The organism is Njordella calcicola, assembly GCF_056494125.1.
Genome location: NZ_CM151396.1, coordinates 3,591,480 through 3,615,117, shown reverse-complemented (window position 1 = coordinate 3,615,117; position 23,638 = coordinate 3,591,480). Strand labels below are relative to the sequence as shown.

The following is a 23,638-nucleotide window of genomic DNA, read 5'->3' as shown; positions in this document are numbered from 1 at the left end:
GAATGGTTGGTTTCAGAACGGTCCGGAGACGAGGCTTACTCGCCGGTGACCTTCACCGCAGCACGTGGGTCTTGCGAGTTCACACCGAAGTCGATGTAAGAGCGGAAGCCCATACCGAGCGTGTTGGCCGGCATCTCAACGCGTTCGATGACCGGCGTACGTCGACCATTGAGAAACACGATCTCAAACGCGGGCAGCACATTCGGATTTGCGAACAGATACCAAGCCGAGCCGCTGGCTCCCTGGTAGTAGCTGTCCGACAAGTGCGGTGTTGAAATGACGCGATACTTGTTGCGGTGAGGGTTGTCGACCGGAATCTTGGTCGGCGTTCCTTGGGCATCCATCATCAACTGCGCCGAACCCATCAGCAGTTCCGCATCGGTTTCGATTTCCACGGGAACGACCAAGAACTCGGGCCGAATGTTGATCGGCTTCTGATCCTTGGCCTTGTTGCCAGGACCAACCTTCTGCTTGCGGAAGGTGGTCTTGGCAACGGTGAGAGACTCGGGACCGAACTTGGTGTCTGGACCTGTGAGCAAGTTGCCATTGGCTGAGGAGAAGAACGCGGTGTTCTTGAGCAGCAGCGTGAAGAACAGCTCGTCAATCGACTCCGCTCCGCTACGTCCCATTTGACGTGGGATGTCCATGAACGCGTTGAGGTCGTCGTTGATGATGTCGTGGCGAGTCAGTGCAAGGATCTGACCGTAAGTATCAGCCTTGTTGCTGTACTTTTGGTCGGAGAGCTTGCCATGCTTCAATTCACCATCGGGCGCAACCTTTTCGAAGCCACCGGTACCGAGCAGTCGATAACGAGAGATCTCCTTGAAGTCGCTCACAGTTCCGATGCTGCACAAATCAAACGCGGCGATCGGCGTCGACTCGTAGGCAGACAGGAGCGTCTTATTCATAACGTTCTCGAGGATGCCAGGAAGCGACATCGTCGAGAATCCGGCACGAATCGTTGCCGTTCCATCGCCGAAGACGCGCGGAACATCGAAGCCTTCGAGCCGCGCGCACTCGGCGACGAGCTCACGCAAGCCAATGTGCCGAAGCGGATCGGCAGCGTTGAGCGTTCGCTCTCCGTAGGCCTTGAGCAACTTGGTTTCGTCGAGTCCTACCGATAAGCAGCAAGCTGCCTCGAGGACTTCGCGTCGGTACATCGGTTGGCTTGCCTGTTGATCAGGGGCCTTAGGTCGTTCGATTCGTAGCACTGCCAACTCCGTTTTGGTAACGCTCCAGCCTTCTTCAAGGGCGCGAGCTTCGATCTCTGGATGCTTGCCAGCACACACTTTGCGAATGCCGGCGATACGCTTGGATTCAGCAGCGGCTTCGATACGCATCTTGGAAACGACTCCACTCGTGACAGGACGCTTGGGCTTGCTGCCCATATCCAAGCTGGCGTTCACCGGGTCAAGCTCCGAATCATCGGACTCGGTGGTGTCGTCATCCGGCTGTTCGCTATCGAGGTCCTCGTCATCGCCAGACTGGCCAGCTGCAATCCGAGCCTCGGTGTCATCGTCGGCACCAAGGGCTACGAACGAGACTTCACCCAGCGTTGACTTGCGAGCGATGTAAACAGGGCCTTTGAACTCGCGACTGTTGGCGGTTGCAGTCTTGCCTTCAGGAATGAAGACAACTTTGTCGGCGTTCGCGCCGAGCGATGCTTGCCAAGGGAAACCGTTCTCGCTGGTAGCGATGACTTCTTGCGCGGTATTGCCCACACCTGAGATCACGCCTGCGACTTCAAGCCGAGAATCGCCGACCATGATGTCGTCGGTGTGACCAACGATACTGGCGCGATCGTGGTCTTTGAGAATGGGGCGAGACTTGCGAGTAACTCGCATGCCCGCTAAGTCAACGACTACGGGATATGGCCAGCCACCAAGACGCATCGCGCCACCGGTGTAAGCGACCATTGAGAACTTTCGCAGCGCCGGCTTGCCTTCTTCGGCAGCCTCAGCGGCTTGTAAATTGATCGAACTGGCATCGTCACAAACGATTCGCAGCGAGCTGGGTACCGACTCAGCGTCTACCTCACTCTGCTTGTTCGACTGCAATGTCTTCGTCATCCGTTACATCTCCTGGAGAAAGTGAAGTTGAATCGGTCGAGAGTCCGAGCTCACGCATGAGCGAGATCTCTTTCGCGCGTTGTTTAAGTTCCGCCTCCCAATCACGCCCCTGCCTCGCGTATTCATGGGCCAGAGTTGTCGTATGATTGGCGAGGCGGATTTTCTGGGCATTGGCTTCTTTGGCTGGGTCGACATGCTCATGTCCGTCCCAAAACCATTGATGCTCGAACGATGAGTCGAGAGTGCGAAGCGAGTTAGGCAGATAGCCTTCGATGAGAATCGCTTCGCGCAGCCATGCATACAGAATGCGATCCAGAACGGTACGAGCCATTTGTGATTGCTCGACACGGATCGACTTGAAGTAGGTTTGATGATCGAGTCGCCCTGAGGCGTAGTTGTAACCCGACGAATTACCAGCGGCGACATTAAACGGCATGTTCAAACAACGTGCGATTTCGTTGAGAATCTCGCGTTTGAACTCAGCGTAAGTCGTAGCTGGTTGCTCAGCGTGCATCTGAGCCATCTTCCAGCCGCCTGGCATCGTTAGTAGAGCTCGCTTCTCCAGTTCGATTGGCTCGAACGGTTCAGCCGCATCCGCTTCGCCACCTGCCGGCGCATCGGTGTAAAGAATCCCTGCGAAATCAGCCGCTGTTTCGGCAGCCGCCAATACAGCCAGAGTGAATCGTCGCAGCTGTGCGAATAGTGGCAGCGCCGGCGTGATGTCGGGAATACCACGGATCTGCCCAGGCCGATCGCTGCGGAAGTAGTGAAGAATGGAATTGGCATCGATAGTGTCGTAATTCTCGGTCAACGAGAATGCGTCGTCGCCTGGATGTTCTCGGAGAACATCGTACGAGATCGGGTTGCCATGCTCATCGAATCGGATGCCATCGAGGTAACGATAACTGTCGAGAGCCAAGATGGGCGAGGTGACTTGTTCGGCTTCGACCAGCTTTAGATCGAGTTGAACTGGCGAGTCGACTCTTGGGTTACTGGTCAGCAACCCAAATGATTCACCATCTGAAACGCGAGCGAGCCGCATCGTGCGTAGCTTCTCTGCGAGGCCAACTGCATCAGCCCAAGCAAAGAACTCCTGCTCAACGAAGCGGTTGGCAAATGCATCCGCAGTCAGCATTTGCAATCGAGGTCCGGTACCAACACAGTCGTTGGCAAGAGTCAGCGAAATACCGCGGGCATAAGAGTTGTTCGCGACCTCGTAACGCGAACGGTTGCGTAGCGTGCGGCGTACTTCAGGGCTGTTGGCCGCGCTGGCCGATAGTCCGTCGGCGGCCGCCCAGTGGCGAACGTTGTCGATCGTGGTGGTCGCAGCGTCGTAGCGTCCAAGCATTCTCACCAACGACCAGGGGTGTCGGGCTGAGCGTCCACGGACGAGCGACCGATCTTTACGATCGCCGTTCCTGCTCAGAATCCCTGACAACAACTTAAACATCCGTGAATCAATCCCTTCTGTTAAACCCGACACCCCTGCCTATAGAAACAAGCTCAATCAAGCGCGAACGGTTAGTCGGCACCTGGTGGCACGAGCTTGTTAAATCGAAGGCCACGCTTCGGCTTAGAGGCGGCCGCCTTGGACGCCAGATACTTGTCAGCAGCAATCTGCTCGGTGAGCTTGTGCTGCTCGACGCTTCCGGCATCTCCCGATGCCTTAGCGGGTGCTTTCGCACTCTCGCGAATCGTCTCTTGCAAGTTATCTGACATGCTATCGGCCTACCTAAGAATGAAGACGTGGACTTCTATCTGTAGGAATACCCGGTTCACATGTAGATTGACGGACGAATGAGAAGATTTTTTTTGATTCAATCCTCGAGAGCTATTTGCTCCGGCGTCGCTTTTGCATTTCAGTAAAGCTCATTCGTTCCTTACGGACTTCAGCTTTACCTTCGATGCCTGGAAGAATCACTCCTTGCATGGATGCCGCGACTGCAGAACCAACCAAACAGTCGAACCAGTGGTTGTCGGGCTGCTCCGGGCGCTGCTTCCACTCATCAACGCTCCGTCCGCGGGCCTCGGTTTTGATGAAGTACTCGGAAGTTAGGTGCTCGCCGAGCATGCGATGCGTTTCGGCGTTGGTACCAAAGAGCGAGAGGCAACCGCGATCACCCATCGACACACGAAGCCGAGCGTTGATAAACGACTTCCACCAGTTGGTATCGTAGACCACATGTCGTATGGCTCGTTTGCCATGTACGTTCGGGATACGCCAGTTGAGTCCTACGCGATCACCTGGCCGGCGACGATACTCGCTAAACGGCAAGCTCGAAGCGCCGACGAACCGACCGTGGCTGGGAATGATCACAGCGGCGTGCTTGGACTGCCGGCAGAATTGGTAGACCACATCCGTCGATTGCCCCCAGTTGGCATCGATCAAACAGCGACCGATCCGCATCGCTGCACCATCATCGCGTTGCCACTCGCGTTCGAGCAGTTTCGATGTCAGCGATTCGAGGCCAGCGTAGATCGATCCCTCGAGTCCGGTTCCAGTCGCTTCGGAGCTCAGCGTCTGGCGAGCCTCACGTAGCGTGAAGTACGGACGCTGCTGATCGGGGTAGCAACCATAGTCGATCACATAACCCGTGAAATCATCCTCCCACGCAGCGACCACATAGAAGAGTAGCTTCTGCTGAACGTCGATGAATGCAGTGAGATGATTCGCGCCGATCGAGACCAACCCACGTTCCATGCAGTTGAATTTGCTGGCGACCTCTTCGGGTTTGAGCATCCCATCGACAACCGTCTCCGCCGGCAGAGGCTGGTTTTGATATTCGGCGAAGAACGCTGCTTCGTCTTGCAATTTGAGGTTCATCGCGTGCTGAATTGCCGAGAGTTCGTCGTAGTTGAATCGCTCCTGCCAAGCGACTACAGCCCCATCATCCATCGCAGCTTGGTTCTGCCGATAAAACTCGGTGGCAGATTCACCACCATCACCGCCACGCATCCCTTCTGCACGGATCTCGGCGTAACGCTCCCATAACAATTCATTCTTAGGGAATGCATAAACCATCTTGGTTCGTTCGCCATTCCATTCTGGATGCCTATTCCTATCGAGGATATTGTCAGCCATATCTCCTGGACGAATAACCGTGCAGGGCATGATGCCCGAGATCTTCTTGCCAGGACCAGCTAAGCCAAGCACTGCGCCCGCGAGTATGCTTTCGCGATTCGCGCACTGCGAAAGCGATCGAGCACTCTCGTCCGTTTGCGGGTCATCGAGAACCACGAGACTCGGACGCACGGTTCTGCCATCGGGACGTTTGAACTTCATACCTCGGATGCGGCCAGTTAGGCCGGCGACCTTGATAATCGCTCCGCTAGCACTGCTACCCTCGATCGTTGGCAAGACGACTTCTTTTGCGGTCCATCCAATCTGAGTGCGTTTCCCTTTATAGAGTTGGCCGTTCGCCCGATTCGAAATCCCATCGAGGGCTTGGATGGGAAAACAAACCTCTGGGAAGTCGGCTAAGAGCAGTTCGTTGCTGTCGAGTTCGGTTTTGATCGAATCGAGCATATCACATGCATGCCCCTCGTCACTGCCGATCAAACATACGAAGTTGCGATGCCCATAAAGCACTGCCCAAATGCACGCGACTTCGGCAATCGAGCTTTTACCGCTACCGCGTGCCATCGCCAATGCGAACAAGCCACCGTGCACAACCGCTTGCTCGATTTTGTTGATGACCTTGATATGATCTGGTGACCAAGCGAGATGAAAAGTCAGAGGGAAATACGTTTCACAGAAGTATCGGAAGTCACGCGACGCGCGATCTTTGCGATCTGGGTTATCGACCTCAGGTAGTTCACCAATGTCGCGGCCGGCAAGTGCGAGCGCTGCATTGCGCGCACGCGCTCGTTCCTTCATCGCATCATATGGATCGACACCGTTTGTTGTGCGAGGCGTATGTCGTACGACATGCATCCATGCGCAATAGCGAAGCAAATCGACGGTCTTGTTGTCGCCGATGCGTGCGCCGGCGCGTTGACGATGCCGATAGAGTTGGCGTTCGCTGATCACCTCGCCCAACGGTGTCGAGTTGAGCAAACGACAGAGCTCGCTTGGTTTTAGTTTCCTTGGATCACTCGCCACGTCCCATCTCCTTTGCTTGCCATGCGCTGTAGTGCACGAGGTTGATCGTTCCATCAAAGTTCACCGGTGCACCGTTTTGAAGGTCTAGTCGGATCTTCTCTGGCTCGATGCGTTCTCGGTAAGCGGCTGACAATAGCTTCGCTGCTTGCTCTACCGAAAGCCTCGTTGGATCGACCTGGTTGTTTCCATCACTCATCGCATTCCTCCATGGTTTGGCATCTCGAAACGTGGGGCCACCGTTTGCGCACTGTCGCGTTTTAGCCGCATGTTCGCCTCGTTATGCGGAGCATGTTTGGACGCGCCGGTGGCGTTGTGTTGGGGCACCGGTGGCCTCTCAAAAAACATGCAGAATTACTGAAAAAACATGCAGGAATCGGCTGGATGTTCCTCGAAACGCATGGCTCATGTGTGTCATCGCGACGCAGAAAACGCGACGCAAAACACACCTCGAACCACAAAGGAACAGAACGATGAACGCAAACGAAATCGCCTTCGGAATTGAATTCGAAACCACCCTCCCAAGCACCGACAACACACCGATCGGACCTTACCACAGCGGATACCAAGTACCTTGGCTGCCAACCGGATGGAAAGCAGAACGCGACGGAAGTATCCGACCCGAGAACACCTCTCGCAAAGGATGCGAATTTGTAAGCCCAATACTCAAAGGGGCTGAAGGCGTACGCCAGATCGAGAACGCTATCGACCAGATCAACGCTCGCGGGGGCCGAGTAAATTCCAGCTGTGGACTTCACGTAACTATTAGCTGGCACGGAGACGCAGCCGCCTTGGCACGATTGATTTCCTTGGTCGGCAACCACGAACGAGCGATCTACGCTTCGACCGGAACCCGCAAACGCGAACAGATGATGTACGCCAAGCGAATAAAGCAATACGGCAACAAAGACAACGCCAAGAGCCGATGCGAATCGGATCGCTACCACCTGCTGAACTTGACCCACCTGACCCGCGGTAAGAACCGAATCGAATTCCGAGCCTTCGGCGGAACGCTCAACAAGACAAAGGTTGTCGGATACCTGATGATGGTTTTGGGTTTGGTTGAACTCGCCCTCAATACCAAACGCTGCAGCGAATGGGATTACATCAAGAAGGAAGGAACTAAGAGTTGCTGGGATCGCCCAGGTGCCGGCCTTGGCGAGACCGAACTCAACCGATTGTTCTACCGACTCGGATGGACCAAAGGTTGGTACAAGGGTGCCCTTCGCGATAAGGTCTACGGAGAGATCGCTGGCGAAACCAAACCGGAATGGAAGACGATCAAAACCAAACTCCTCGAGCTCGCCCGCAAATACGACCGCGCGGCCTAAACCGCTACCACATCGAACGCCACGAACGGAATCGCGGCGTTCTTCCGCTTGGTCGCAACACTTGCGCACTGTCGCGTTCTTCACACTACATGCGACCAAATACCCAAGTTCCAAACGGACGCAATACACGCGAACGTTGTGCGACACGCGGCCTGCAAGAAAGTAGCGGAAAACATTCAGAAAACATTCAGGAATCGGCTTGAGCTTTCTCCAACCGCATGGCTCATGTGTGTCATCACGTAAACGATTTACCACAACAAACCAGGAGCCAGAATAATGACAAAAACACAAGAGAACGAACGCCGCCAAATCATTCGAAGCGTCTTCCAATCCCTCGATGCCAGCGATCCCAACACAGCAATCAACATCCGCGATGCCTTCCACACGGTTTGGGACCAACTCTACGAACTCGGCGAACACATCGAACTCGCCGCAACCGTGTTCGACGGAAAACGAAAGGGTCTGTTGCTCGAAGAACATCGCCGGCTGCAAACCATGATGGCCATCCTTCACGAGAGCTACCTGCCAGTGATTATGCCGGACGAAGAGCCCAACTAGATCGATTCGCATTCGATTGCTTCGACCACCGCGAACGGATGCGCGGCGGTCCACGAAACATGGAGAAACATTCAAAAAACATTCAGTAATCGGCTTGAGCTTTCCCCAACCGCATGGCTCATGTGTGTCATCACGTAAGCGATTCCATTCCCTTTCCCAAACGGAGAAACGCAGATGAACGACACGAATCAAACGAGCGCCGAGCAAGCAATCCAGGACCAACTGCGACGCCTCAAATGGATGATCCCCGATGCCAAGCGACGAATGGATGAAGCAGCTCAATGCATGCTTCGACGCGCTCAGGGGGCGATCAAAGACACAGAGGCACTGCAGGCCGACCAACCATGCAGCATGTCCTGGGTTGATTTCGCCGAGGGCGACCTCCGCGCCGCACGAGAGGCAAGAGCGGAACTTACAAAACTCCTCGAGCAACAAAAAATGCTCGAGTTCTTCTTGCGGAAAGACTAACGAAAAACGCAGATTCGCCGGCGGCCAAGCGCCGCCGGCAGAATCTTTTTGAAATGTATTCAGACTCGGCTTGATGTTCATGGAACCGCATGGCTCATGTGTGTCATTGCGTAAACCATTCAAACCTTTTTCCAAATGGAGAACACCAAGATGAATCTGAACTACGACCGGCTCGCTGCGATCAAGACCGCCCTGGACAACATGCAACCAGGAAGTGCACGCGATATTCTTGCCACGTTCAACAGCGCTTGCGGATCGCTGACTCGCCTGATTGAAACGCTCGAATGCGAGGGCTGTGGAGTACGCGGGGAACCAGCTACCGCGATTCAAGAAGAACTGAATCTCGCTGAGGAAGCCTTGAACCTTCTTTGCGAGAGCGCGTTGCCGGTGATCATCCTTGAAGAACGGGCAACGAATCCCAATACCGATCTCTCTGACGACTAGGCCCCTGCAAAGGCGAAGACCGAACACGGAGGTTCGGTCTACGAATCGTTGGCAATATTGGGCCAACGGTTCGTCAACGTGGGCCTGTTTCGTGTATGTAACTAATAGTGGCCAACGGTCTGCAGCAATGCGAACGGTGGCATCGTGTGCGAATTGTTCGCAAAGGCAGAAACATTCAGATTTCTGCCGAGATTCTCGCAGGCTTGGCTTGAGCTTTCGCCAACCGCATGGCTCATGTGTGTCATCGCATAAACGATTCCACAACTCAAACCAAGAGACATACAAATGCTCAACGGAACCAAAGAGATTACCGCCGACGATTGCTACTTCGCACACCTGGCTGCATCGGAACTCCTCGAAGAACTTCGCCAGGCATTGGACCAACAGACCATTCCCACAGAAGGCAAGAAAGAGATATTGCGGTTCTTCAGACGAATGGATGACCTGCACGACGCACTCGACACCCTCACAAGCCGGTTCCCAGTAAAGCGAAACGCATAAATGCCAACCTTTCGACGAAGAACTTGGCAAGGACGCCAAGTTCGGAAAAACATTCTGGAATCTTTTTGGAACCGGCTTGCTGTGTTTCAAACCGCATGGCTCATGTGTGTTATCGCATAAACGATTCAAACCTTTTTCCGAAACGGAGACAAAAACATGACTAACGCAAACAACCAACACGCAGCTACGGATGCAACCCTTCGCCAAATCTTCAAGGCGATGGATGCCCACCAAGCCCAAGAGATCCGCGACGCATACTACAACGCGATTGTCGGATTGCGGACCTTGGCGGATGCCTTGGAAATCGCCGACGCACAACAAACACCTAGCGCCGGCCCGCTTCTCACCGAACACTTCAACGCGGTCCAAGCCCTGGACGCGATGAAGAACAGCCGCCTTGGAAAGATCCTCTAAACCACAGGCCAAACGAATGCCACGGACACCGCGAACGGAATCGCGGTGTTCTTCCGTTTGGTTGCGACACTCGCCCACAGTCGCGTTCTTCCCAGCACCTTCGCATAAGTACCCAACATTCAAAACATCGCAACACGGGCCAACGTCGGGGCCCGTGGTGCATCCCGAGAAACATGGAAGAACATGGGGAAAAGCTGCTGAAATCGGCTTGCTGCCGTTTGAACCGCATGGCTCATGTGTGTCACGGCCCAGCGACCAAGAGCTTTCACCACGCAAGAGGAGAACAAACCGATGTCCCGAACCAACGCCAGAAACACTGCAATCAGAAACGCCTTTAAACAAATGCCTCGCGTTACCGCGCTGGACACCTGCGACGACTATCGCGAAGTGGTCACACGCTTGAAACGACTGGCCGACAACTTGGCGGGCGCATTCGTGGTCGCGAGTGGAGATTCGGCGCGTGCCCTGGAAGCAGAACTGCGCATGTTCGAAGAGGCCATCGATGTCCTTGCCGGCAGCATGTTGCCAGAAGTAATCGAAGAATATTTGCCTTCCAAAGAATGCTGAAAAAACCTGCTGAAAACACTGCAAGGTCGGCTTGAGGTTAATCGAACCGCATGGCTCATGTGTGTCATCGAATAACGAATTTTCATTTACCCAAACGGAGAACCAAACATGAATCTCGATACCTTGATCGAAATCCTCAACGACTACCGCGAAGAGTTCGGAGGCGACGCCGAAGTGCGGTTGATGACCCAGCAGAACTGGCCCTTCGAAAACCGCATCTGTGGCGTGACCAGCGGCCGCGACATGAACGACGCGTCCGATGATGAGGATGAAGATGACGACGCCCAAGACGTTGCCGACGACAATACGGTCTACATCGTCGAAGGCGGGCAGATCTGCTACGGCAGCAAGCGGGCTTGGGAAACATGTCGCGATAGTTGATTGCGACACACCGATGCGCCGGGGAGAAGATTCTGGAAAACCTTCAGAATCTCTTCTTCTTCGGCTTGCTGTCGGTTGAACCGCATGGCTCATGTGTGTCATCGCAATTGCGAGTTCACATCTACAACCCATAGGAGAAACAGGATGGCCGGTCACACACCACAACAGTACGAATCGTACAACGACAACTGGGCCGAGGTTCAAAACCAACTGGCCTCTATCAAGGAACGGATTGACCAGTTCCCAAATCCACATGATGAAAACTTCAGTTTCTACGAGCACCAAAGCTTCACCCTGCGAGAGGTGGCACGAGCGCTCGAGGGCTTGCGCGAGTATCTCGGCATCGCCGACTAGTCGACCCAGCGTCAACTCAGAACCGCGGCGAATGCATATGCCGCGTTGACTGGCTAACACAACGCGACACATCAAACGTGTCGCGTTCTTTCTTCTACCTACCCCCAATGATGCAACATTAATACGAACGCGACACAAACGAACGTGGGCCAAATTGGGCGACAGGGAGAAACATGGAAAAAGACCTGAAAAAGCTGCTGGAATTGGCTTGATGCCGTTCAAACCGCATGGCTCATGTGTGTGCATACCAAACGCGGTTTCATTCCAACCCAATACAGGACCAACACGATGCCAACCATGACCAACCGACCACGACTCACCTCGGCCCAGTTCCTCAGCGCTCACCGACGAGCGCTCGAGACCATCAGCGACCTGCATGCAGCGATAGAAGAGATGCCGATCCTCAACGCTGCCGACCCAACGACCATGAAACGTTTCTTCGACGAGTTGGAAGATGTGCAGGCCACCGCAGCAAAGCTCGCCCAGCATTTCCGAACGCAGGTATGCACCGAAGAAAAGAATTCGAATTCCTTTTGAATCCGGCTTGATGCGGTTCAAACCGCATGGCTCATGTGTGTTAACGCGAAAACCATTCACCAACCACAAAACGGAGACCAGCAGATGACCCAACACGACCTCGACCTGACGATCACCAAGATCAGTAATCGCAACCGCGGCGCTGGCGGATCTTGGGTGCAAGGCAAGATCAACGACGAATACCGCTTCGATGCTTTGGTCTTCGCCGAACACGCAGAACATGAATCGTTCGAATTGAATCAAAGCAAGATTTCGAAGCTTTGGGTTCAACGCCTGACCGACCGCAAAGTGATGTTCAACTTCGACCGTGGCTTGGATGTGCCGGCGGTCACTACGGAGGTCCAAGTGATAGTCGACTTTCTCTGCGAGGGATTGTCGGACTTGGTCTTTGGTCAATAAGCCGAAACGCAGCACGGACGCGCGTAGTCGATCGGTGGTTCGATCGGCCTGACGATGGCAGCCAACCACGAACACAGATTTGGAGATACCAAGATGAAGAAGGCAGAAGTAAAAATCGGCGGCAAGTACTACGCGAACGTTTCGGGTAATCGATGCGAGATTCGGATCGATGCCGAGAAGCCTCGGGGCGGTTGGGACGCAACTAACCTCGCGACAGGTAAGAAGATTCTTATCAAGAGCGCCCAACGCCTGCAGGGCGAAGTGGGTGCGAAACGTGGACGCGCGAAGGTCACCACCGAAGGCAACGTAACGGTGGTTGAGAACGAGCCCGCAACGGTCGAAACGATCGGGGGCGAATCGTCCACAGCGGTTGCGGTTCTCAAGAAGCCACGTAAGGCAAAGGCGGCATCCAACGAGACCGCCGACGCCGGCGAGAAACGATTGAGCTGCGTCGCTGCGGCCTTGAAGGTTCTCAGCGAATCGAGCGAACCGATGAACGCCCAAGAGTTGATCACCGCGATGGAAGCCAAGGGCTACTGGACCAGCCCCGGTGGCAAGACGCCCCACGCAACCTTGTACAGCGCGATCCTTCGCGACTTGGCCAAGGGCGACGACAGCAAGTTCGTGAAGACCGAACGCGGACGCTTCACCGTTCGAGGCTAGGAGACCGAGCCGGTGAAACACTTTTACGATTTGCGAACGGTGGATGACCTGGCCGACGGCGAGATCGCAACGCCAGAGCCAGGCATCACCTATGAGCTGCGAACGATCAACAATCGCAAGCTCGACGTCGGCAGCGTGGTGGATGTGATCCGCCAAGGTCCCACGCTGTTCGCCCGAACGACTAACGGAGACTCGATCGCAGTCTCCGGCCACGGCGCTGCCATCTTGGTACCGCACGACTTGTAGACAAGCCCGAAGCACGGAACGCTTCCCTCCAATCGCCCCACGTTTACACCGTGTGGGCGTTTTCTCGTTGATGCGAACATAAGCCCAACATGCAACACAACGCGACACGTCGCGAAACTGCCGTTCGCCGGCGCAGCCACATGTTTGGAAGAATTTCGCAAAAGATGCTCGCATGTTGGCTTGATATTTTTGCGAATCGCTGGCTGACTGTTGAGGATCGTCTTTCGTTTCTCCAACAACTAGGAACCAACCATTGCCAAACCAACCCTTGAGCCGGCAGCTCCCTACCAGAACCTTCACCTCGTTGTGCTCGACAAGCACACCGCACCTACGAAATGAGACAAGGAACCAATAACTATGCAAACACGATTGAAGAAAGGCGATCGCATCCGCTTGGTATCGATGCCGCAAGATCCAGACCCGATACCTGTTGGATCGCTCGGTACCGTCGTTGACGTTCACGAGCATCACGATTGGACGCAGGTCGATGTCGACTGGGACAACGGCCGCTCGCTCATGCTGACGATGCCCGACGATTGTGTCGCCATCGTCGAACCCAACCACCACGAACCATCGAAGTAAGGAAACCATCCTATGTCCACAAGAGCAACGATTGCCTGCAAGCAAGAGGATGGTCGCTACGCAGCGATCTATCTTCACTTCGACGGCTACCAAGACCATGCCGGTAGAGTCCTCAAAGAACATTACACATCGATCGAGTCGGCGCGAACGTTGGTCGCAGGCGGCGATATTCGTTCGCTCGCCAACGACGGAACGCCGGAACGATTCACCGACGGCAATCGCACGGTTGTCATGCCCACTCGCGCAGCCTTGCATGAATTCGCTAGGAACTGCGGAGCGGAGTACATCTATGTCTTTGAAGACGAGGCTTGGCATAGTCATAGGTTTTGATCGCGACCTCCTATCGCATGTTCTGTTCACGAGGTTGCATTGGGATTGGAGACTCGCCGGTCCGTTCCAAGACCGCTGGGATTCCTGTGAAGCGTTGGAAGCGGTCGGCTATGACGTCGCAATAGAGCGTGTCGAGTTCCATCAAGAACGAATTGCGACCACATTGCTCGGCACCGATCATCGTCGAGCCACTACCGCCGAAGAGGTCGAGCACGTTCTCACCTTGCACCGACGAGTACTGCATCGCGCGAACTGCGAGCTCCGCTGGCTTCTGAGTCAAATGTGACATTGACTGCGGATTGATCTTCTTCACTTGCCATAGGTCCGTCGCATTCTTGGGACCGTAGTACTTATGCCCAGCTCCTTCCTTCCAGCCATAGAACGCCCATTCGTGGGCACCCATAAAGTCCTTGCGTGTTAGGACCGGATGTTGCTTGTCCCAAATGATTGACTGCGAGAAATAGAGTCCATGCTTCTTCAGTACCGGCGGATAGTTACCGCAGTTGGCGTAGCCGCCCCAGATGTAGAAGCAGCGACCCGCCAGCAAGACTCTGGCAATGTTGCCGAACCAATCGTCAAGCAACTGATCGAACGCCTCGTCGCTAACAAAGTCGTTGGCTAACGGACGGTCTTTCGCTCGAAGCTTTTTGTGCGTCGCCGCATGCTTTGGTTTTCCAGTCTCATGATCAACACCAAACGACGCAGCATTCCCTTGTCCACCTTTGAGTCTCGATGCAGCTCCATCATTGGTGAACGAGGACAGACCGGCAGCGATCGCGTTGTTCGATCGTGGCTCAACCTTCACGTTGTAAGGCGGATCGGTGTTGACGAGGTGGATGGCAGCGCCGGCCAGCAAACGATCCAAGTCTGCCGGCGATGAGGAGTTGCCACAGAGCAACCGATGGTTACCGAGGATCCAAAGATCGCCAGGTTGAGTGACCGCTTCGTCTGGCGGCTCGGGGATCTCGTCCGGATCGGTCAAGCCTTCGTTGACGCCGGTATCCATCAGCTTCGCGAGTTCCTCCGCGTTGAAACCAAGAAGTCCTAGATCGTAGTTGGCTTCCTGCAATGCCGACAATTCGATCGGCAACAGGTCGTAATTCCATTCCGCGATCTCAGCGGTTTTGTTGTCGGCGATCCGATACGCCCGAACCTGCTCGGGCGTGAGATGCGAAGCGACCACGACGGGGACGCGTTCAAGTCCAAGCTTCTGCGCCGCCTTCAAACGCGTGTGGCCGACGATGATGACGCTGTCGGTGTCGACAACAATTGGTTGTGCGAATCCGAATTCTTTGATCGAAGCAGCGACCGCGTCGACGGCTTTGTCGTTGTTGCGAGGGTTGTTTTCATAGGGACGAACTCGATCGAGCGTCCACATTTCAATCTGCAATGCATTGATGGTTGACATACTGGTATTCCTTCCTTGAGGGACTCGTGTTGGTAATAGATCTCTGATCTTCGGGGGATTTACTTGGCGTTGATGGGCCTTTGCTGTGTTTGCGGAGCTGCGGCTCTGAGGGTTCTCGCTGCCTTTCTTCGTGCTTTGCGAAGCATTCGTTTCAATGCTTCATCCCAGGTTGTTGGCTGCGGCTTTGATGGTTTCGAAGCCACCTCGCCCGCTTCGCGCTTTGCAATCGCACGCTTGGCGGCCGCGTTGAATCGCTTCAATTTCCGACGCATGGCTGTATCCCAATCCATAAAAAATCTCCTTGTGAAAATGGGGCAGAAGTCGCCCGGACTAAAAAAACAAACTGTGTCGAGTAGCGCGGCTGTTCCCGCGGCCCAAGATTGGTGGTGTCGGGTTCGGAGTACCTAAAGTTTTTTGGTGGCACGTTGCATCCGCGTGCCATAGTGGCAGACGTACCGTGGGGGCCACTGTTGGCCCACTGACGCGTCGTCGTGCTGGCTGGGCGTTGCACTCGACCGCAGTGCAACGGTTTCGACGTGCGCTAACGTGTGCGATGACTTGCGTTCTGGATTGGTTACTCATGCGCAGCCTCGGATGATGTTCCCGGCTGTCTTCCAGAGTTCGTGGGCATTGGTTGGCACCCAGTTTCGGATGTTCTCGACACCACCGCCGGCACCGTGAGCCATCTCCCAGTACGTCACGTCGGGATTGATTCCGAATGCGGCTGATGCATCAGCGGGAATAGACTCCACTTCGCCAGTTGGCTTTTGACACTCGCCAAAGGGGAAGTCCATGCAGCGACGGCCAACAAACGAATCAACGTTATCGAACGGTTGCACGTCAACGAGTAATACATGGGAGTCGGAGCACTCGGAGTGACCGCATGGAAACTCCACACGGAACGTTGGCGTCCAGCCAGCGAGGTCCAGAGGCTCATAGTCCCACTTCCATTTCGCTTGATCGAAGAAGCATGCCCATTGTGCTTCTAAGCGGGAACGGAACTGGACGCCGTTGTAGACGGTGGGGCGAGACGCAAATGCGTGATTCATAACGAGGTTGCCTTTCGATTTTGGGGTGACTGAGAAATGTTGTTTGAGGCATTCCCGGACGTCCGGACGTTTAGGACGTGTTTCCCTATACGATCTACATACGGGGAAAAACACGTTCGTTTACCCTCCCAACAACTAACTCCTGACAAACGTCCGGAACGTCCGGAACGTCCTAAGCCACCAATGAAAATGCTGGGTAAACAGTTAGGACGTTTGGAAATCGTTACGTCCGGGAAATGTCCTAAACGTCCGGAAGTGGACACCGAGCCTCGCACGTGGAAGCAGCAAAATTGATGGTCCGAAGCGTTACTATCAGCGTTTTTGATATTGATCATGAAAACAGCTCCAATTCCCGGACGTTCCCGGACGTTTGATTTTCAATGTCCGGAAGTCCTAAACGGTCACTTTGGGCCGATTCAACGAAGACCTGGTACTGGCTGTATTGACCGTTGAATGAACGCTTAAATACTGCGTAGGTACCGTCATCGAGCTTGAATCGCTCGCCAACGAATCGGCCAGCGAGTTTGCCCATTCGCGTGGTCTGAGAGCGTGGAGTCCCGTCGCCAAGTTCGGATTGCAGCACAAAGGTTTTGTTGGCGAGGTCTGTTAACTCAGAGCCCGACCAGATACCTTGCGGATGCTTTGCGAGCACCGTGACTAGCTCCTCGAACTCGCGGCGAGTGTCATCCATCTCACTGGCGGCATCCTCTGCATTGGCCATGAAGTCCGGTTCACCATTGGCAGCAAGAATTCCGCCGATGATGTTGCCCCAGCCCTTCTTGTTGAAACGCGTTTGAACCTTGGCGAGAGGCATACCGCTGGCCTTCCAGCGTTCGACCATGTTCACCAGCTCACCGAGCAGCTGCAGCCGGTGCGTCTGAACGTACGCTTCTGGATCGTCCATCGAAAAGGATCGCTTCCGTGGATCTCCCTCGTGATGCAAATTAATGGCCACGCAGCGAGTGATTAGGTCGCGACTCACATCAGGCGAGTTGGCGGTGATACAAAACAGATGCGAGTTCTCGGCGCGAATCTCTTGCGAGAAGCCCAACAAACGAAAGGAAAGAATCGGGTCGGTGATGGATCGTTCGAGGCAGGCAGAATCGATCTTGGGATTGCGGCCGCGTGCCTTGGCGTTATCAATGATGATGGTGGTGACGCCATGACGAACAATTGTTCCGAGACGCTTTTCGAACTCTTCGTCGTTGGCGTTGTACGATGCGGTTTCGACATGATGGCCATCTCGGAGGATTGCCAAGATTTGTGCCAGAACCGACTTGCCAAGTTCAGGTTGGTTACCGTTGAACAGTACAGCTGGCTTAGAACCGATAAATCGAGAGACCAGCAAACCCGTTAGCAAGATGCCAATGTAGTTAGTGCGATCCGTTGGTTTTCTCCAGCAGAAATCTCGAAGCAACGTATCGAGATGCTTGGTCCCTTCCACGGGTTCGATGTTTGGCCCCGCGTAATAGAAACCCGATTGGGTATCGAAGCCGGGGCTGACCAGCCGCCAGTCCTCCGTGTAGATCGGATTGTGGCTAAACAGTCGAATTGCTGGCAGCCGTTCGCGCTGGCCCACGTTGTTGAGCCAAGTGTTCGCGTAAGATGTTGGCAGTGGTTTGTACTCGCCACCATCTTCATTAACGAAGTAGAACTCGACGTGCTGATTGAGCAGTCCTGTCAATTCCGCCGATGAGAGAACAGGCGAAATTGATTGCTCTCGAACCACAACCAATTGTTCCATCCGATTGAAACAAGAGCCTGTGGATAGCAATCGTTCGGTGATCTGGCCCATGGTTGAAGCGACGGGGGTTGATCGCGAGTCGATCGTAATGGTTCGTCGCTCTTCCGGCTCATCTGCCTGCTGGCCACCGGTGGGTGCAGCTACTGGCGGACTTTCCTGTGGCAAACGCTTCTGCAAGCGATCGCATAAAGCAGCTCGCACATCGTACTCACCACTTTCCCAGGTTAAGTCGAAATAACGGCGACCTTGCTCGGCGAACTTGCCGACGGATTGCAGTCGTGTCCAAACTTCATCCTTGGCGATTCCATTTCGAATTGCATAGCAGCAGACGGCGAAGTCAGCCTCCGAACGAGTGCCTTCGGGAGCTATCGTACATGCGGCGATAAGCTCGGAAAGCTTGTCTGACTTACCAGCCGATAGCTTACGAATGGCCGGCAACGGCATCGCCTCAATCTGCTGTTGGCGTTTGGAGGCTTCACATGACCTTGCGAACTTCTGAAAGGCATCAAGGGAATAACGCCGGTTGCTATCGCATTCGACCAACTCTGACTTGATTGGTTCGCGACCATTGCGTTGATCTTTTCGATTCAGAGTGCCTGGCAGTCGTAGCAACCGAGTGAGGTCAGTTGTATGGTCGGCGTTGATCGCTGCTGCGATGCCCATCAGTAGGTCTTGGGCCTGCAGCGCTTTCGGACTTGTTTTGGTCAAATGATGGCGACGATCTAAGAAAACGCGATCTTTGCCATCAATGATGTATCGCCTTGGCTTTTTTCGTCCGTCGCTTCCAATTGACCATTCCGTTTCGACAGGTGGTGGATCGCCAACATCGTCGATCAGCAGTGGGCGATCCAAACGCCAATACAGATGCACGCCGTTTCCGCTATTGACGATAGCAGTGGGCGCAGGGATCGCCTGTGAATTGCAACGTTCAATAGCTTGAGCGACATTGCATTCATCGAGATCGGCCCAGAGACATCGAACAGTACGAATCTGCCATGCTAGGTCGAACCGTCCCTTGTTACCAACTCGTGGACAGACGCCGAAAAACAAGTTCGTACGCTCAGACTCGGAACTTGCTTCTAACCGAACTAGCGTTTGTTCGAGTGTCGTCGCCTTGGCTGGCCGATAGCACACGTTGCCATAGTCAACGCGGCTACGTTTCCGCCCACCTTCCGTCCATGTCTCAACAGGACGAAAGAGGATCAGGTCCGACGGCTCGAACAGAGTCGTCAGTAAAGTGATCGCTGGGTGAATCAAGCTGTGCCACCCCTATCAGATCGATCATCCTGAGGAAGGCGTACACCCATCGCCTTCAATACTCGTGATCCGTGATCAGTCTCACAGAACCGAACCACTGGCTCGGTGTCGTCTGCCAGCGATGCAAGCTGAGCCCACGTGACGCTTTTCCATTTGCGGCAGCGGTACGCGCGGACGGAGACGCCCGAATCATCGACGCGAACAACGAGATTGAAATTTGGCAAATGCCGGACGATAGGGCGACTGAAACGGGTGAGTTGCGACATGGCTAGGCGATCTCCATTGCACGTCGATCTTCAGCCGCATGTAATGCTGCGTGTTCTTGTCTCGACAAAACCTGGAGGTTCTCGGGTCGATTGTCTGTCTTGTCCCGATTGATGTGATGGACAACTTCATCGCTGGTTAGAGGTCGCCCCAGAACTTTAGCCATTACAAGACGATGCTCTGGTTCGTATCTATTGGTTCGATTCGGATCGCTGGTCAGGAGATGCTTGTAACCTTGCGTGCTAATGGTGAATCCATTCTGCCAGTTAGGGCTTTGTTGGCCTGTTCGACGCTTCAAGCAACCGCATGATCGCACGCTGCCAGATTGAAGATTCCCATTGCGAACGCTCGTTTCGTTTCCGCAACGACATTGACAGCGCCAGACCGTGTGGCCACGATCCGTGCCTTCAAAAGCAACGACAACCAATTCCCCGAAAGTTCGTCCAACAAGGTTGACACGATTTCCTGAAGTTTGGCCGAGCGATGCGATGTTCTTGCAGTTTCGCGAACAAAACCGAACGTTGCTCATCAATCGGTATGGCCACACATCGAATGGGCGATTGCACTGTGAACAGTTCAAAGTAACTTTTGGCATGCGACGTCCTCCATTTCATGAATCGCAACGTTGACGTGTCCCTCCTGTGCAGTTGGATGTTTGACTGCATGCAGAACGATGATCTGGCTGTCATCCCAAAACACTCCAGCGTGCTGTAAGGCATCCAGAACGCTCTTAAAACAGTTGTCGATATCTCTCCTCCGTTTGTCCGGCGGGAAAATATCGATATGGACATTCAATGGTCCCATCATTGGCTTGATGCATTTGGCGATCGCAATCCGCCGAACCTGGTGACGATAGGATCGCGCATCCTTCGACAGCACAGGACGCCCCTGGTAATAGCTGAAGTAGTGATTTACTGATGGCGGGTAGGGGAGTGTGAGCTCGGTAACCATCCCTGCTTCCTTTTACTGAAATAGAAAAAGCCAGGACGGAGCGAATGGCCGGTTTGCACCAACTCAGTCACTTGCCCGTCCCAGCCGCACCCGTGCGAACTTAAGCGGCAAACGATCAGAACGGCGTGTCCTCTGAAGATGAGGCTTCACCGTTCGAAGTGGCCGTCAGCCGAATGCGTCGATTGAAGTAGACGTTGGTGTAATCACCGCGAGTCCGCTTCGTGACTTCCAAGGTCACATCGAGCAGTTCTTCAAGTCGCCCAGATAGCTCACTGAACTTGGCCAGTTCCAGCCCAAGCGTCTTGAGATCGCCCTTGACGTAAGGAAGCGATGCCTGGGTGATGACCGAGTTCTTGAAGATGTGCCGACCAGCCTGCGAACCAGAGATGACCACCAGATCGAACTTAATCATCGGATCACCTTTCTGACTCGACTCGAGCTTCGCGGTCTGGATCTTCACTTGATACTTGCCGTCGGGGACCTCGTCGTAGCTTGGCGCGTCTGCCGTCTCGAACTCGTCATCAAACGAGGTGAGGTCGACTTGCGAATCGATAGGGTCGAATGATTCGTAATCACTCATGACTATTTGGCCTTTCCTGAAAGGGTGCTTGCCGGCGTGGAGCTCTTCGCTGCGCTGCTGGTGCCGGTTTCCGAGCCGCGAGCGGGAGAATTGAAAGCTTTGACGAATTGCTCGTAGTCGAGAGGGAGCAATTCAGGCAGACGACCAGTGCGATCGCCAGCCTCATAAGTTGGATGCGGCTTGGTGCGCACAACGCGTTCAATGGAGACGTTGCCAGCGGCATCCTTCTTGGCGATCGAATCGCCATAGAGGATGATGTCGACCAGGCCCAACACGACGTTGCGAGCGCGATCGGGAAGGCTTGGCTGGGTCTTGGTGTACTCGCCGGTTCGCGTTTCGATCGTCTTGTCGACTGCATGCGAAATGAGGATCAAGCCGTATGGAAGGCTGGCCAAACGAGTCAGCACGCGATGCCATTCGTTCTTGACTAGAGCCCAGCCTTTTCCGTGGCCCATGTCGCCTTCGTACTCGATGCCATGCTTGGCACAAACATAGTCCGAGCACATCTTGAATGCGTTGTCGACGGTGTCGATCACAATCGTTTTGAAGTTGTGATCTCCCTTAGCGACAAGCTTGCAAGCTTCAAGGAATGCCTCCCACGAATAGGTCGGCACTTTGAAAACCTCCAAGTGATTGAGCCCAGGCTCACATTCAAAGAAGAGCGAACCAGGAGCCTTACTCGCAAAGGAGCTCTTCCCAAGTTTGGGGCTGCCGTAGAGCAGGATCGTTTGTTTGCCGAGTTCGGTCACGGGTTTGGATGCTTCGGTTGGTAATGCAACAGACATTGGGTGTCAGTCCTTTCAAAAAACGGGTGCGTCAGAATCGATTGAATTGAGTTCCTCATGCGGTGGAGTGATCTCGTAGAGGTTGTCCACCACGTTTGGATTGAAGCCGGATTGGCAGTAAGGCAGATACTCACACGGTCGTTGGTACGAGAAGCAACTCGATGTGTTGAGCAGCCATTTGCCACGACGTCGCGCGTCGAGGTACTGCTGGGTGATTTCCCAGACTTCGTCTTGCAGCATGGCGAGACGGTCTTCTGAGAGATAAATGAACTCGCGATGGAACGCTTCGGGCTTGGCGTACCAGGCTGCCAGCCGGCCTTGAAACTCTTCGTTGGTTTCAGGCATCTGGCGTTTGGCTGTCGATTTGCCACTCTTGTTCTTGGCGGCGAGTTCCGCGTGGCGTGCTTCGTACTCTTCCTGCGTTTCGCCTTTGCTTTGCTTGAGGCGGCTCTTGAGCAGCACGTTGTAGATCACGCCAACGATCGGATAGCCAAGTTCACGCAGGTAATAGCAGTACAGTGCGATCTGCGTATCGGTCCACAGCTTGTCGAGATAGTTGGAGTCGATCGAAGCGGCGGTCTTATGCTCGAGCAGATACATGCCATCGGATCGCTGAACGATCGCATCGGCTTTGCCGGCCATCACAAACGTTTGGCTGCAGCGCCCCGTGTCTGGGTTGCGAATGTTCCCAGTGAATGACTTCTCGATCTCGATGATTTTGAAGTCCTCGGTGGCGTAACGCGAGGCGTAACCAGTCATGATCGCACGAGCCAAGTGCCAGTTCGCTTGCTGGCTCTCGTCTGTCGCTCGTTCTGGGAAGCTTCGATCGATGAAATCCAGCACAATCCACAGGCGATTGGCATCGTCAACCGAGCGATACCAAATCTCGATGGCACTGTGGATCACGCTGCCGAACGACAGCGATTCAACTTTCATCCGTGGACGCAGGTTATCGACGTAACGATGTTTGTATTTGCGAGGACAATTGCGGAACGTGTTGAGTGCCGAGTAGGTCAGCACGTTCTTGTCGCTCGTTTCAGGGGTTAGGGTTGCTTGTGACATAAGACTTTCGAACTGAAATTGGGTGCGTTTTCTTTGGTTTTGTTGCGGCTTACGAGAAGTTCATCTCGTAGGTGTCTTGTTCTTCGATCAGGTTGCCGTTGAGGCGTTTCGCGCCTCGTTCTCGAGCGAGCTGAGCTTCACTCACCTTCAGCGACGCATTGATCTGCGAGCACTTCTTGCAAATGCGGTTAGCTGCACTCTTGGAACGAAACATTTCGTTGCACTTCAGGCACTTCCGATCACCGGGTTCATGAGGTAAAGGTCGTGTTGACATCGCCTGCGGATCTTTCAGCGAGGAGGTCGAAGAGGGATGGGTGACAGGTTTCGAATCAAACCGTGTCGACTGACTCGACCTCGAAGTTGCCTTCGCGATCGCTGGTCACCAGATAGTGCTGGTGCATGATGTTGGCGACGAATCGGCTCTCACGAGGAAGTGCCTCACGAATCGTTTGGCAGGAATCGTTGAACTCGTTAGAAGCGGCTTCGAAGCGTTCGACTGCTCGCAGGTATCGCTGCAAGGCGAGCGAGACGGTGACGCGCTGTTCGATATTCATGGTGGGTGCGCTCATTAACTGATGTCCTTCTACTGCTGGTG

33 protein-coding genes and 1 other RNA gene are annotated in these 23,638 nt (G+C 54.3%); 16 read left to right on the top strand and 18 right to left on the bottom strand.

The window, feature by feature from the left end; genetic code table 11:
• Positions 1-35: 35 nt before the first annotated feature.
• The 5 genes from SH302x_RS13805 to SH302x_RS13785 form a co-directional block, all read right to left on the bottom strand.
• Positions 36-2,069, bottom strand: a complete 2,034-nt coding sequence (locus SH302x_RS13805; protein ID WP_479362987.1) for a phage major capsid protein — start codon at positions 2,067-2,069, stop codon at positions 36-38.
• Positions 2,035-3,417, bottom strand: a complete 1,383-nt coding sequence (locus SH302x_RS13800) for a phage portal protein (protein WP_479362986.1) — start codon at positions 3,415-3,417, stop codon at positions 2,035-2,037. The genes SH302x_RS13805 and SH302x_RS13800 overlap by 35 nt, the downstream gene beginning before the upstream one ends.
• Before the next feature lie 173 nt (positions 3,418-3,590).
• Entirely contained in the window at positions 3,591-3,788 is a 198-nt protein-coding gene (locus tag SH302x_RS13795) for a hypothetical protein (protein ID WP_479362985.1), read from the bottom strand.
• Positions 3,789-3,900: 112 nt separating this feature from the next.
• Complete coding sequence (locus tag SH302x_RS13790) at positions 3,901-6,171, bottom strand: terminase gpA endonuclease subunit (protein WP_479362984.1); 2,271 nt, start codon at positions 6,169-6,171, stop codon at positions 3,901-3,903.
• A complete protein-coding gene (locus tag SH302x_RS13785; protein WP_479362983.1) occupies positions 6,161-6,367 on the bottom strand; it encodes a hypothetical protein in 207 nt (68 codons plus the stop codon). Before SH302x_RS13785 ends, SH302x_RS13790 begins: the two co-directional genes overlap by 11 nt.
• Before the next feature lie 274 nt (positions 6,368-6,641).
• Between SH302x_RS13785 and SH302x_RS13780 the strand changes: the two genes are divergently transcribed.
• From SH302x_RS13780 to SH302x_RS13765, 4 genes are all read left to right on the top strand, one after another.
• The gene (locus SH302x_RS13780; RefSeq protein WP_479362982.1) at positions 6,642-7,499 is read left to right on the top strand and encodes an amidoligase family protein; all 858 of its coding nucleotides are present in this window, start codon (positions 6,642-6,644) and stop codon (positions 7,497-7,499) included.
• A 276-nt stretch (positions 7,500-7,775) separates the two neighbouring features.
• Complete coding sequence (locus SH302x_RS13775; RefSeq protein WP_479362981.1) at positions 7,776-8,057, top strand: hypothetical protein; 282 nt, start codon at positions 7,776-7,778, stop codon at positions 8,055-8,057.
• 174 nt (positions 8,058-8,231) lie between these two features.
• Positions 8,232-8,525: a hypothetical protein gene (locus tag SH302x_RS13770; RefSeq protein WP_479362980.1), complete on the top strand. Its 294-nt coding sequence runs from the start codon at positions 8,232-8,234 to the stop codon at positions 8,523-8,525.
• 150 nt (positions 8,526-8,675) lie between these two features.
• Positions 8,676-8,969 (top strand): hypothetical protein, encoded by a 294-nt coding sequence (locus SH302x_RS13765; protein ID WP_479362979.1) that lies wholly within the window; start codon positions 8,676-8,678, stop codon positions 8,967-8,969.
• 101 nt (positions 8,970-9,070) lie between these two features.
• Here the strand turns inward: SH302x_RS13765 and SH302x_RS13760 are convergent, their stop codons facing one another.
• Positions 9,071-9,250 (bottom strand): hypothetical protein, encoded by a 180-nt coding sequence (locus SH302x_RS13760; RefSeq protein ID WP_479362978.1) that lies wholly within the window; start codon positions 9,248-9,250, stop codon positions 9,071-9,073.
• A gap of 4 nt (positions 9,251-9,254) precedes the next feature.
• Here SH302x_RS13760 and SH302x_RS13755 point away from each other — a divergent pair, with 4 nt between their 5' ends.
• The 12 genes from SH302x_RS13755 to SH302x_RS13700 all read left to right on the top strand — a co-directional run bounded on the left by SH302x_RS13755 (position 9,255) and on the right by SH302x_RS13700 (position 13,943).
• Positions 9,255-9,470 (top strand): hypothetical protein, encoded by a 216-nt coding sequence (locus tag SH302x_RS13755; RefSeq protein ID WP_479362977.1) that lies wholly within the window; start codon positions 9,255-9,257, stop codon positions 9,468-9,470.
• Between the two features lie 156 nt (positions 9,471-9,626).
• On the top strand, positions 9,627-9,884 hold the full coding sequence (locus SH302x_RS13750; protein WP_479362976.1) for a hypothetical protein: 258 nt from the start codon (positions 9,627-9,629) through the stop codon (positions 9,882-9,884).
• A gap of 291 nt (positions 9,885-10,175) precedes the next feature.
• Complete coding sequence (locus SH302x_RS13745) at positions 10,176-10,451, top strand: hypothetical protein (RefSeq protein WP_479362975.1); 276 nt, start codon at positions 10,176-10,178, stop codon at positions 10,449-10,451.
• 108 nt (positions 10,452-10,559) lie between these two features.
• On the top strand, positions 10,560-10,832 hold the full coding sequence (locus tag SH302x_RS13740) for a hypothetical protein (RefSeq protein WP_479362974.1): 273 nt from the start codon (positions 10,560-10,562) through the stop codon (positions 10,830-10,832).
• 144 nt (positions 10,833-10,976) lie between these two features.
• Positions 10,977-11,186: a hypothetical protein gene (locus SH302x_RS13735; protein WP_479362973.1), complete on the top strand. Its 210-nt coding sequence runs from the start codon at positions 10,977-10,979 to the stop codon at positions 11,184-11,186.
• 288 nt (positions 11,187-11,474) lie between these two features.
• Positions 11,475-11,723 carry a hypothetical protein gene (locus tag SH302x_RS13730; RefSeq protein WP_479362972.1) on the top strand — a complete coding sequence of 83 codons (249 nt, stop codon included), beginning with the start codon at positions 11,475-11,477 and terminating at the stop codon, positions 11,721-11,723.
• Positions 11,724-11,807: 84 nt separating this feature from the next.
• Positions 11,808-12,122: a DUF7678 domain-containing protein gene (locus SH302x_RS13725; protein WP_479362971.1), complete on the top strand. Its 315-nt coding sequence runs from the start codon at positions 11,808-11,810 to the stop codon at positions 12,120-12,122.
• An RNA gene (locus SH302x_RS13720) (hammerhead ribozyme type II) lies at positions 12,122-12,189 on the top strand. The genes SH302x_RS13725 and SH302x_RS13720 overlap by 1 nt, the downstream gene beginning before the upstream one ends.
• Before the next feature lie 26 nt (positions 12,190-12,215).
• Entirely contained in the window at positions 12,216-12,785 is a 570-nt protein-coding gene (locus tag SH302x_RS13715; protein ID WP_479362970.1) for a winged helix-turn-helix domain-containing protein, read from the top strand.
• Positions 12,786-12,797: 12 nt separating this feature from the next.
• A complete protein-coding gene (locus tag SH302x_RS13710) occupies positions 12,798-13,031 on the top strand; it encodes a hypothetical protein (protein WP_479362969.1) in 234 nt (77 codons plus the stop codon).
• Between the two features lie 357 nt (positions 13,032-13,388).
• On the top strand, positions 13,389-13,613 hold the full coding sequence (locus SH302x_RS13705) for a DUF4314 domain-containing protein (RefSeq protein ID WP_479357508.1): 225 nt from the start codon (positions 13,389-13,391) through the stop codon (positions 13,611-13,613).
• A gap of 12 nt (positions 13,614-13,625) precedes the next feature.
• Complete coding sequence (locus tag SH302x_RS13700) at positions 13,626-13,943, top strand: hypothetical protein (RefSeq protein ID WP_479362968.1); 318 nt, start codon at positions 13,626-13,628, stop codon at positions 13,941-13,943.
• Positions 13,944-13,953: 10 nt separating this feature from the next.
• On the opposite strand, the gene SH302x_RS13695 is transcribed toward SH302x_RS13700, so the two are convergent.
• From SH302x_RS13695 to SH302x_RS13640, 12 genes are all read right to left on the bottom strand, one after another.
• The gene (locus SH302x_RS13695; protein ID WP_479362967.1) at positions 13,954-15,351 is read right to left on the bottom strand and encodes a DNA modification methylase; all 1,398 of its coding nucleotides are present in this window, start codon (positions 15,349-15,351) and stop codon (positions 13,954-13,956) included.
• Between the two features lie 59 nt (positions 15,352-15,410).
• The gene (locus SH302x_RS13690) at positions 15,411-15,641 is read right to left on the bottom strand and encodes a hypothetical protein (protein WP_479362966.1); all 231 of its coding nucleotides are present in this window, start codon (positions 15,639-15,641) and stop codon (positions 15,411-15,413) included.
• Positions 15,642-15,929: 288 nt separating this feature from the next.
• Positions 15,930-16,400, bottom strand: coding sequence for a hypothetical protein (locus tag SH302x_RS13685; protein WP_479362965.1), 471 nt, complete (start codon positions 16,398-16,400; stop codon positions 15,930-15,932).
• A 331-nt stretch (positions 16,401-16,731) separates the two neighbouring features.
• Positions 16,732-19,401, bottom strand: a complete 2,670-nt coding sequence (locus SH302x_RS13680; RefSeq protein WP_479362964.1) for a hypothetical protein — start codon at positions 19,399-19,401, stop codon at positions 16,732-16,734.
• The gene (locus SH302x_RS13675) at positions 19,398-19,667 is read right to left on the bottom strand and encodes a hypothetical protein (protein WP_479362963.1); all 270 of its coding nucleotides are present in this window, start codon (positions 19,665-19,667) and stop codon (positions 19,398-19,400) included. Before SH302x_RS13675 ends, SH302x_RS13680 begins: the two co-directional genes overlap by 4 nt.
• Before the next feature lie 2 nt (positions 19,668-19,669).
• A complete protein-coding gene (locus tag SH302x_RS13670; RefSeq protein WP_479362962.1) occupies positions 19,670-20,260 on the bottom strand; it encodes an HNH endonuclease signature motif containing protein in 591 nt (196 codons plus the stop codon).
• Positions 20,242-20,616, bottom strand: coding sequence for a RusA family crossover junction endodeoxyribonuclease (locus SH302x_RS13665; protein ID WP_479362961.1), 375 nt, complete (start codon positions 20,614-20,616; stop codon positions 20,242-20,244). Before SH302x_RS13665 ends, SH302x_RS13670 begins: the two co-directional genes overlap by 19 nt.
• Positions 20,617-20,731: 115 nt before the next feature.
• Positions 20,732-21,196: a DUF669 domain-containing protein gene (locus SH302x_RS13660; protein ID WP_479362960.1), complete on the bottom strand. Its 465-nt coding sequence runs from the start codon at positions 21,194-21,196 to the stop codon at positions 20,732-20,734.
• 2 nt (positions 21,197-21,198) lie between these two features.
• The gene (locus SH302x_RS13655) at positions 21,199-21,981 is read right to left on the bottom strand and encodes an ATP-binding protein (protein ID WP_479362959.1); all 783 of its coding nucleotides are present in this window, start codon (positions 21,979-21,981) and stop codon (positions 21,199-21,201) included.
• 15 nt (positions 21,982-21,996) lie between these two features.
• On the bottom strand, positions 21,997-23,043 hold the full coding sequence (locus tag SH302x_RS13650; RefSeq protein WP_479362958.1) for a PD-(D/E)XK nuclease family protein: 1,047 nt from the start codon (positions 23,041-23,043) through the stop codon (positions 21,997-21,999).
• Between the two features lie 49 nt (positions 23,044-23,092).
• The gene (locus tag SH302x_RS13645; protein ID WP_479362957.1) at positions 23,093-23,257 is read right to left on the bottom strand and encodes a hypothetical protein; all 165 of its coding nucleotides are present in this window, start codon (positions 23,255-23,257) and stop codon (positions 23,093-23,095) included.
• A 115-nt stretch (positions 23,258-23,372) separates the two neighbouring features.
• The gene (locus tag SH302x_RS13640) at positions 23,373-23,612 is read right to left on the bottom strand and encodes a hypothetical protein (protein WP_479362956.1); all 240 of its coding nucleotides are present in this window, start codon (positions 23,610-23,612) and stop codon (positions 23,373-23,375) included.
• Between the last annotated feature and the right edge of the window lie 26 nt (positions 23,613-23,638).

Coding starts and splice junctions, on each gene's coding strand:
- SH302x_RS13805 (WP_479362987.1), bottom strand. CDS start 2,069: ATGACGAAGACATTGCAGTCGAACAAGCAGAGTGAGGTAGACGCTGAG.
- SH302x_RS13800 (WP_479362986.1), bottom strand. CDS start 3,417: ATGCTTGGACGCTACGACGCTGCGACCACCACGATCGACAACGTTCGC.
- SH302x_RS13795 (WP_479362985.1), bottom strand. CDS start 3,788: ATGTCAGATAACTTGCAAGAGACGATTCGCGAGAGTGCGAAAGCACCC.
- SH302x_RS13785 (WP_479362983.1), bottom strand. CDS start 6,367: ATGAGTGATGGAAACAACCAGGTCGATCCAACGAGGCTTTCGGTAGAG.
- SH302x_RS13780 (WP_479362982.1), top strand. CDS start 6,642: ATGAACGCAAACGAAATCGCCTTCGGAATTGAATTCGAAACCACCCTC.
- SH302x_RS13775 (WP_479362981.1), top strand. CDS start 7,776: ATGACAAAAACACAAGAGAACGAACGCCGCCAAATCATTCGAAGCGTC.
- SH302x_RS13770 (WP_479362980.1), top strand. CDS start 8,232: ATGAACGACACGAATCAAACGAGCGCCGAGCAAGCAATCCAGGACCAA.
- SH302x_RS13765 (WP_479362979.1), top strand. CDS start 8,676: ATGAATCTGAACTACGACCGGCTCGCTGCGATCAAGACCGCCCTGGAC.
- SH302x_RS13760 (WP_479362978.1), bottom strand. CDS start 9,250: ATGTCTCTTGGTTTGAGTTGTGGAATCGTTTATGCGATGACACACATG.
- SH302x_RS13755 (WP_479362977.1), top strand. CDS start 9,255: ATGCTCAACGGAACCAAAGAGATTACCGCCGACGATTGCTACTTCGCA.
- SH302x_RS13750 (WP_479362976.1), top strand. CDS start 9,627: ATGACTAACGCAAACAACCAACACGCAGCTACGGATGCAACCCTTCGC.
- SH302x_RS13745 (WP_479362975.1), top strand. CDS start 10,176: ATGTCCCGAACCAACGCCAGAAACACTGCAATCAGAAACGCCTTTAAA.
- SH302x_RS13740 (WP_479362974.1), top strand. CDS start 10,560: ATGAATCTCGATACCTTGATCGAAATCCTCAACGACTACCGCGAAGAG.
- SH302x_RS13735 (WP_479362973.1), top strand. CDS start 10,977: ATGGCCGGTCACACACCACAACAGTACGAATCGTACAACGACAACTGG.
- SH302x_RS13730 (WP_479362972.1), top strand. CDS start 11,475: ATGCCAACCATGACCAACCGACCACGACTCACCTCGGCCCAGTTCCTC.
- SH302x_RS13725 (WP_479362971.1), top strand. CDS start 11,808: ATGACCCAACACGACCTCGACCTGACGATCACCAAGATCAGTAATCGC.
- SH302x_RS13715 (WP_479362970.1), top strand. CDS start 12,216: ATGAAGAAGGCAGAAGTAAAAATCGGCGGCAAGTACTACGCGAACGTT.
- SH302x_RS13705 (WP_479357508.1), top strand. CDS start 13,389: ATGCAAACACGATTGAAGAAAGGCGATCGCATCCGCTTGGTATCGATG.
- SH302x_RS13700 (WP_479362968.1), top strand. CDS start 13,626: ATGTCCACAAGAGCAACGATTGCCTGCAAGCAAGAGGATGGTCGCTAC.
- SH302x_RS13695 (WP_479362967.1), bottom strand. CDS start 15,351: ATGTCAACCATCAATGCATTGCAGATTGAAATGTGGACGCTCGATCGA.
- SH302x_RS13690 (WP_479362966.1), bottom strand. CDS start 15,641: ATGGATTGGGATACAGCCATGCGTCGGAAATTGAAGCGATTCAACGCG.
- SH302x_RS13685 (WP_479362965.1), bottom strand. CDS start 16,400: ATGAATCACGCATTTGCGTCTCGCCCCACCGTCTACAACGGCGTCCAG.
- SH302x_RS13675 (WP_479362963.1), bottom strand. CDS start 19,667: ATGTCGCAACTCACCCGTTTCAGTCGCCCTATCGTCCGGCATTTGCCA.
- SH302x_RS13670 (WP_479362962.1), bottom strand. CDS start 20,260: ATGCCAAAAGTTACTTTGAACTGTTCACAGTGCAATCGCCCATTCGAT.
- SH302x_RS13665 (WP_479362961.1), bottom strand. CDS start 20,616: ATGGTTACCGAGCTCACACTCCCCTACCCGCCATCAGTAAATCACTAC.
- SH302x_RS13660 (WP_479362960.1), bottom strand. CDS start 21,196: ATGAGTGATTACGAATCATTCGACCCTATCGATTCGCAAGTCGACCTC.
- SH302x_RS13655 (WP_479362959.1), bottom strand. CDS start 21,981: ATGTCTGTTGCATTACCAACCGAAGCATCCAAACCCGTGACCGAACTC.
- SH302x_RS13650 (WP_479362958.1), bottom strand. CDS start 23,043: ATGTCACAAGCAACCCTAACCCCTGAAACGAGCGACAAGAACGTGCTG.
- SH302x_RS13645 (WP_479362957.1), bottom strand. CDS start 23,257: ATGTTTCGTTCCAAGAGTGCAGCTAACCGCATTTGCAAGAAGTGCTCG.
- SH302x_RS13640 (WP_479362956.1), bottom strand. CDS start 23,612: ATGAGCGCACCCACCATGAATATCGAACAGCGCGTCACCGTCTCGCTC.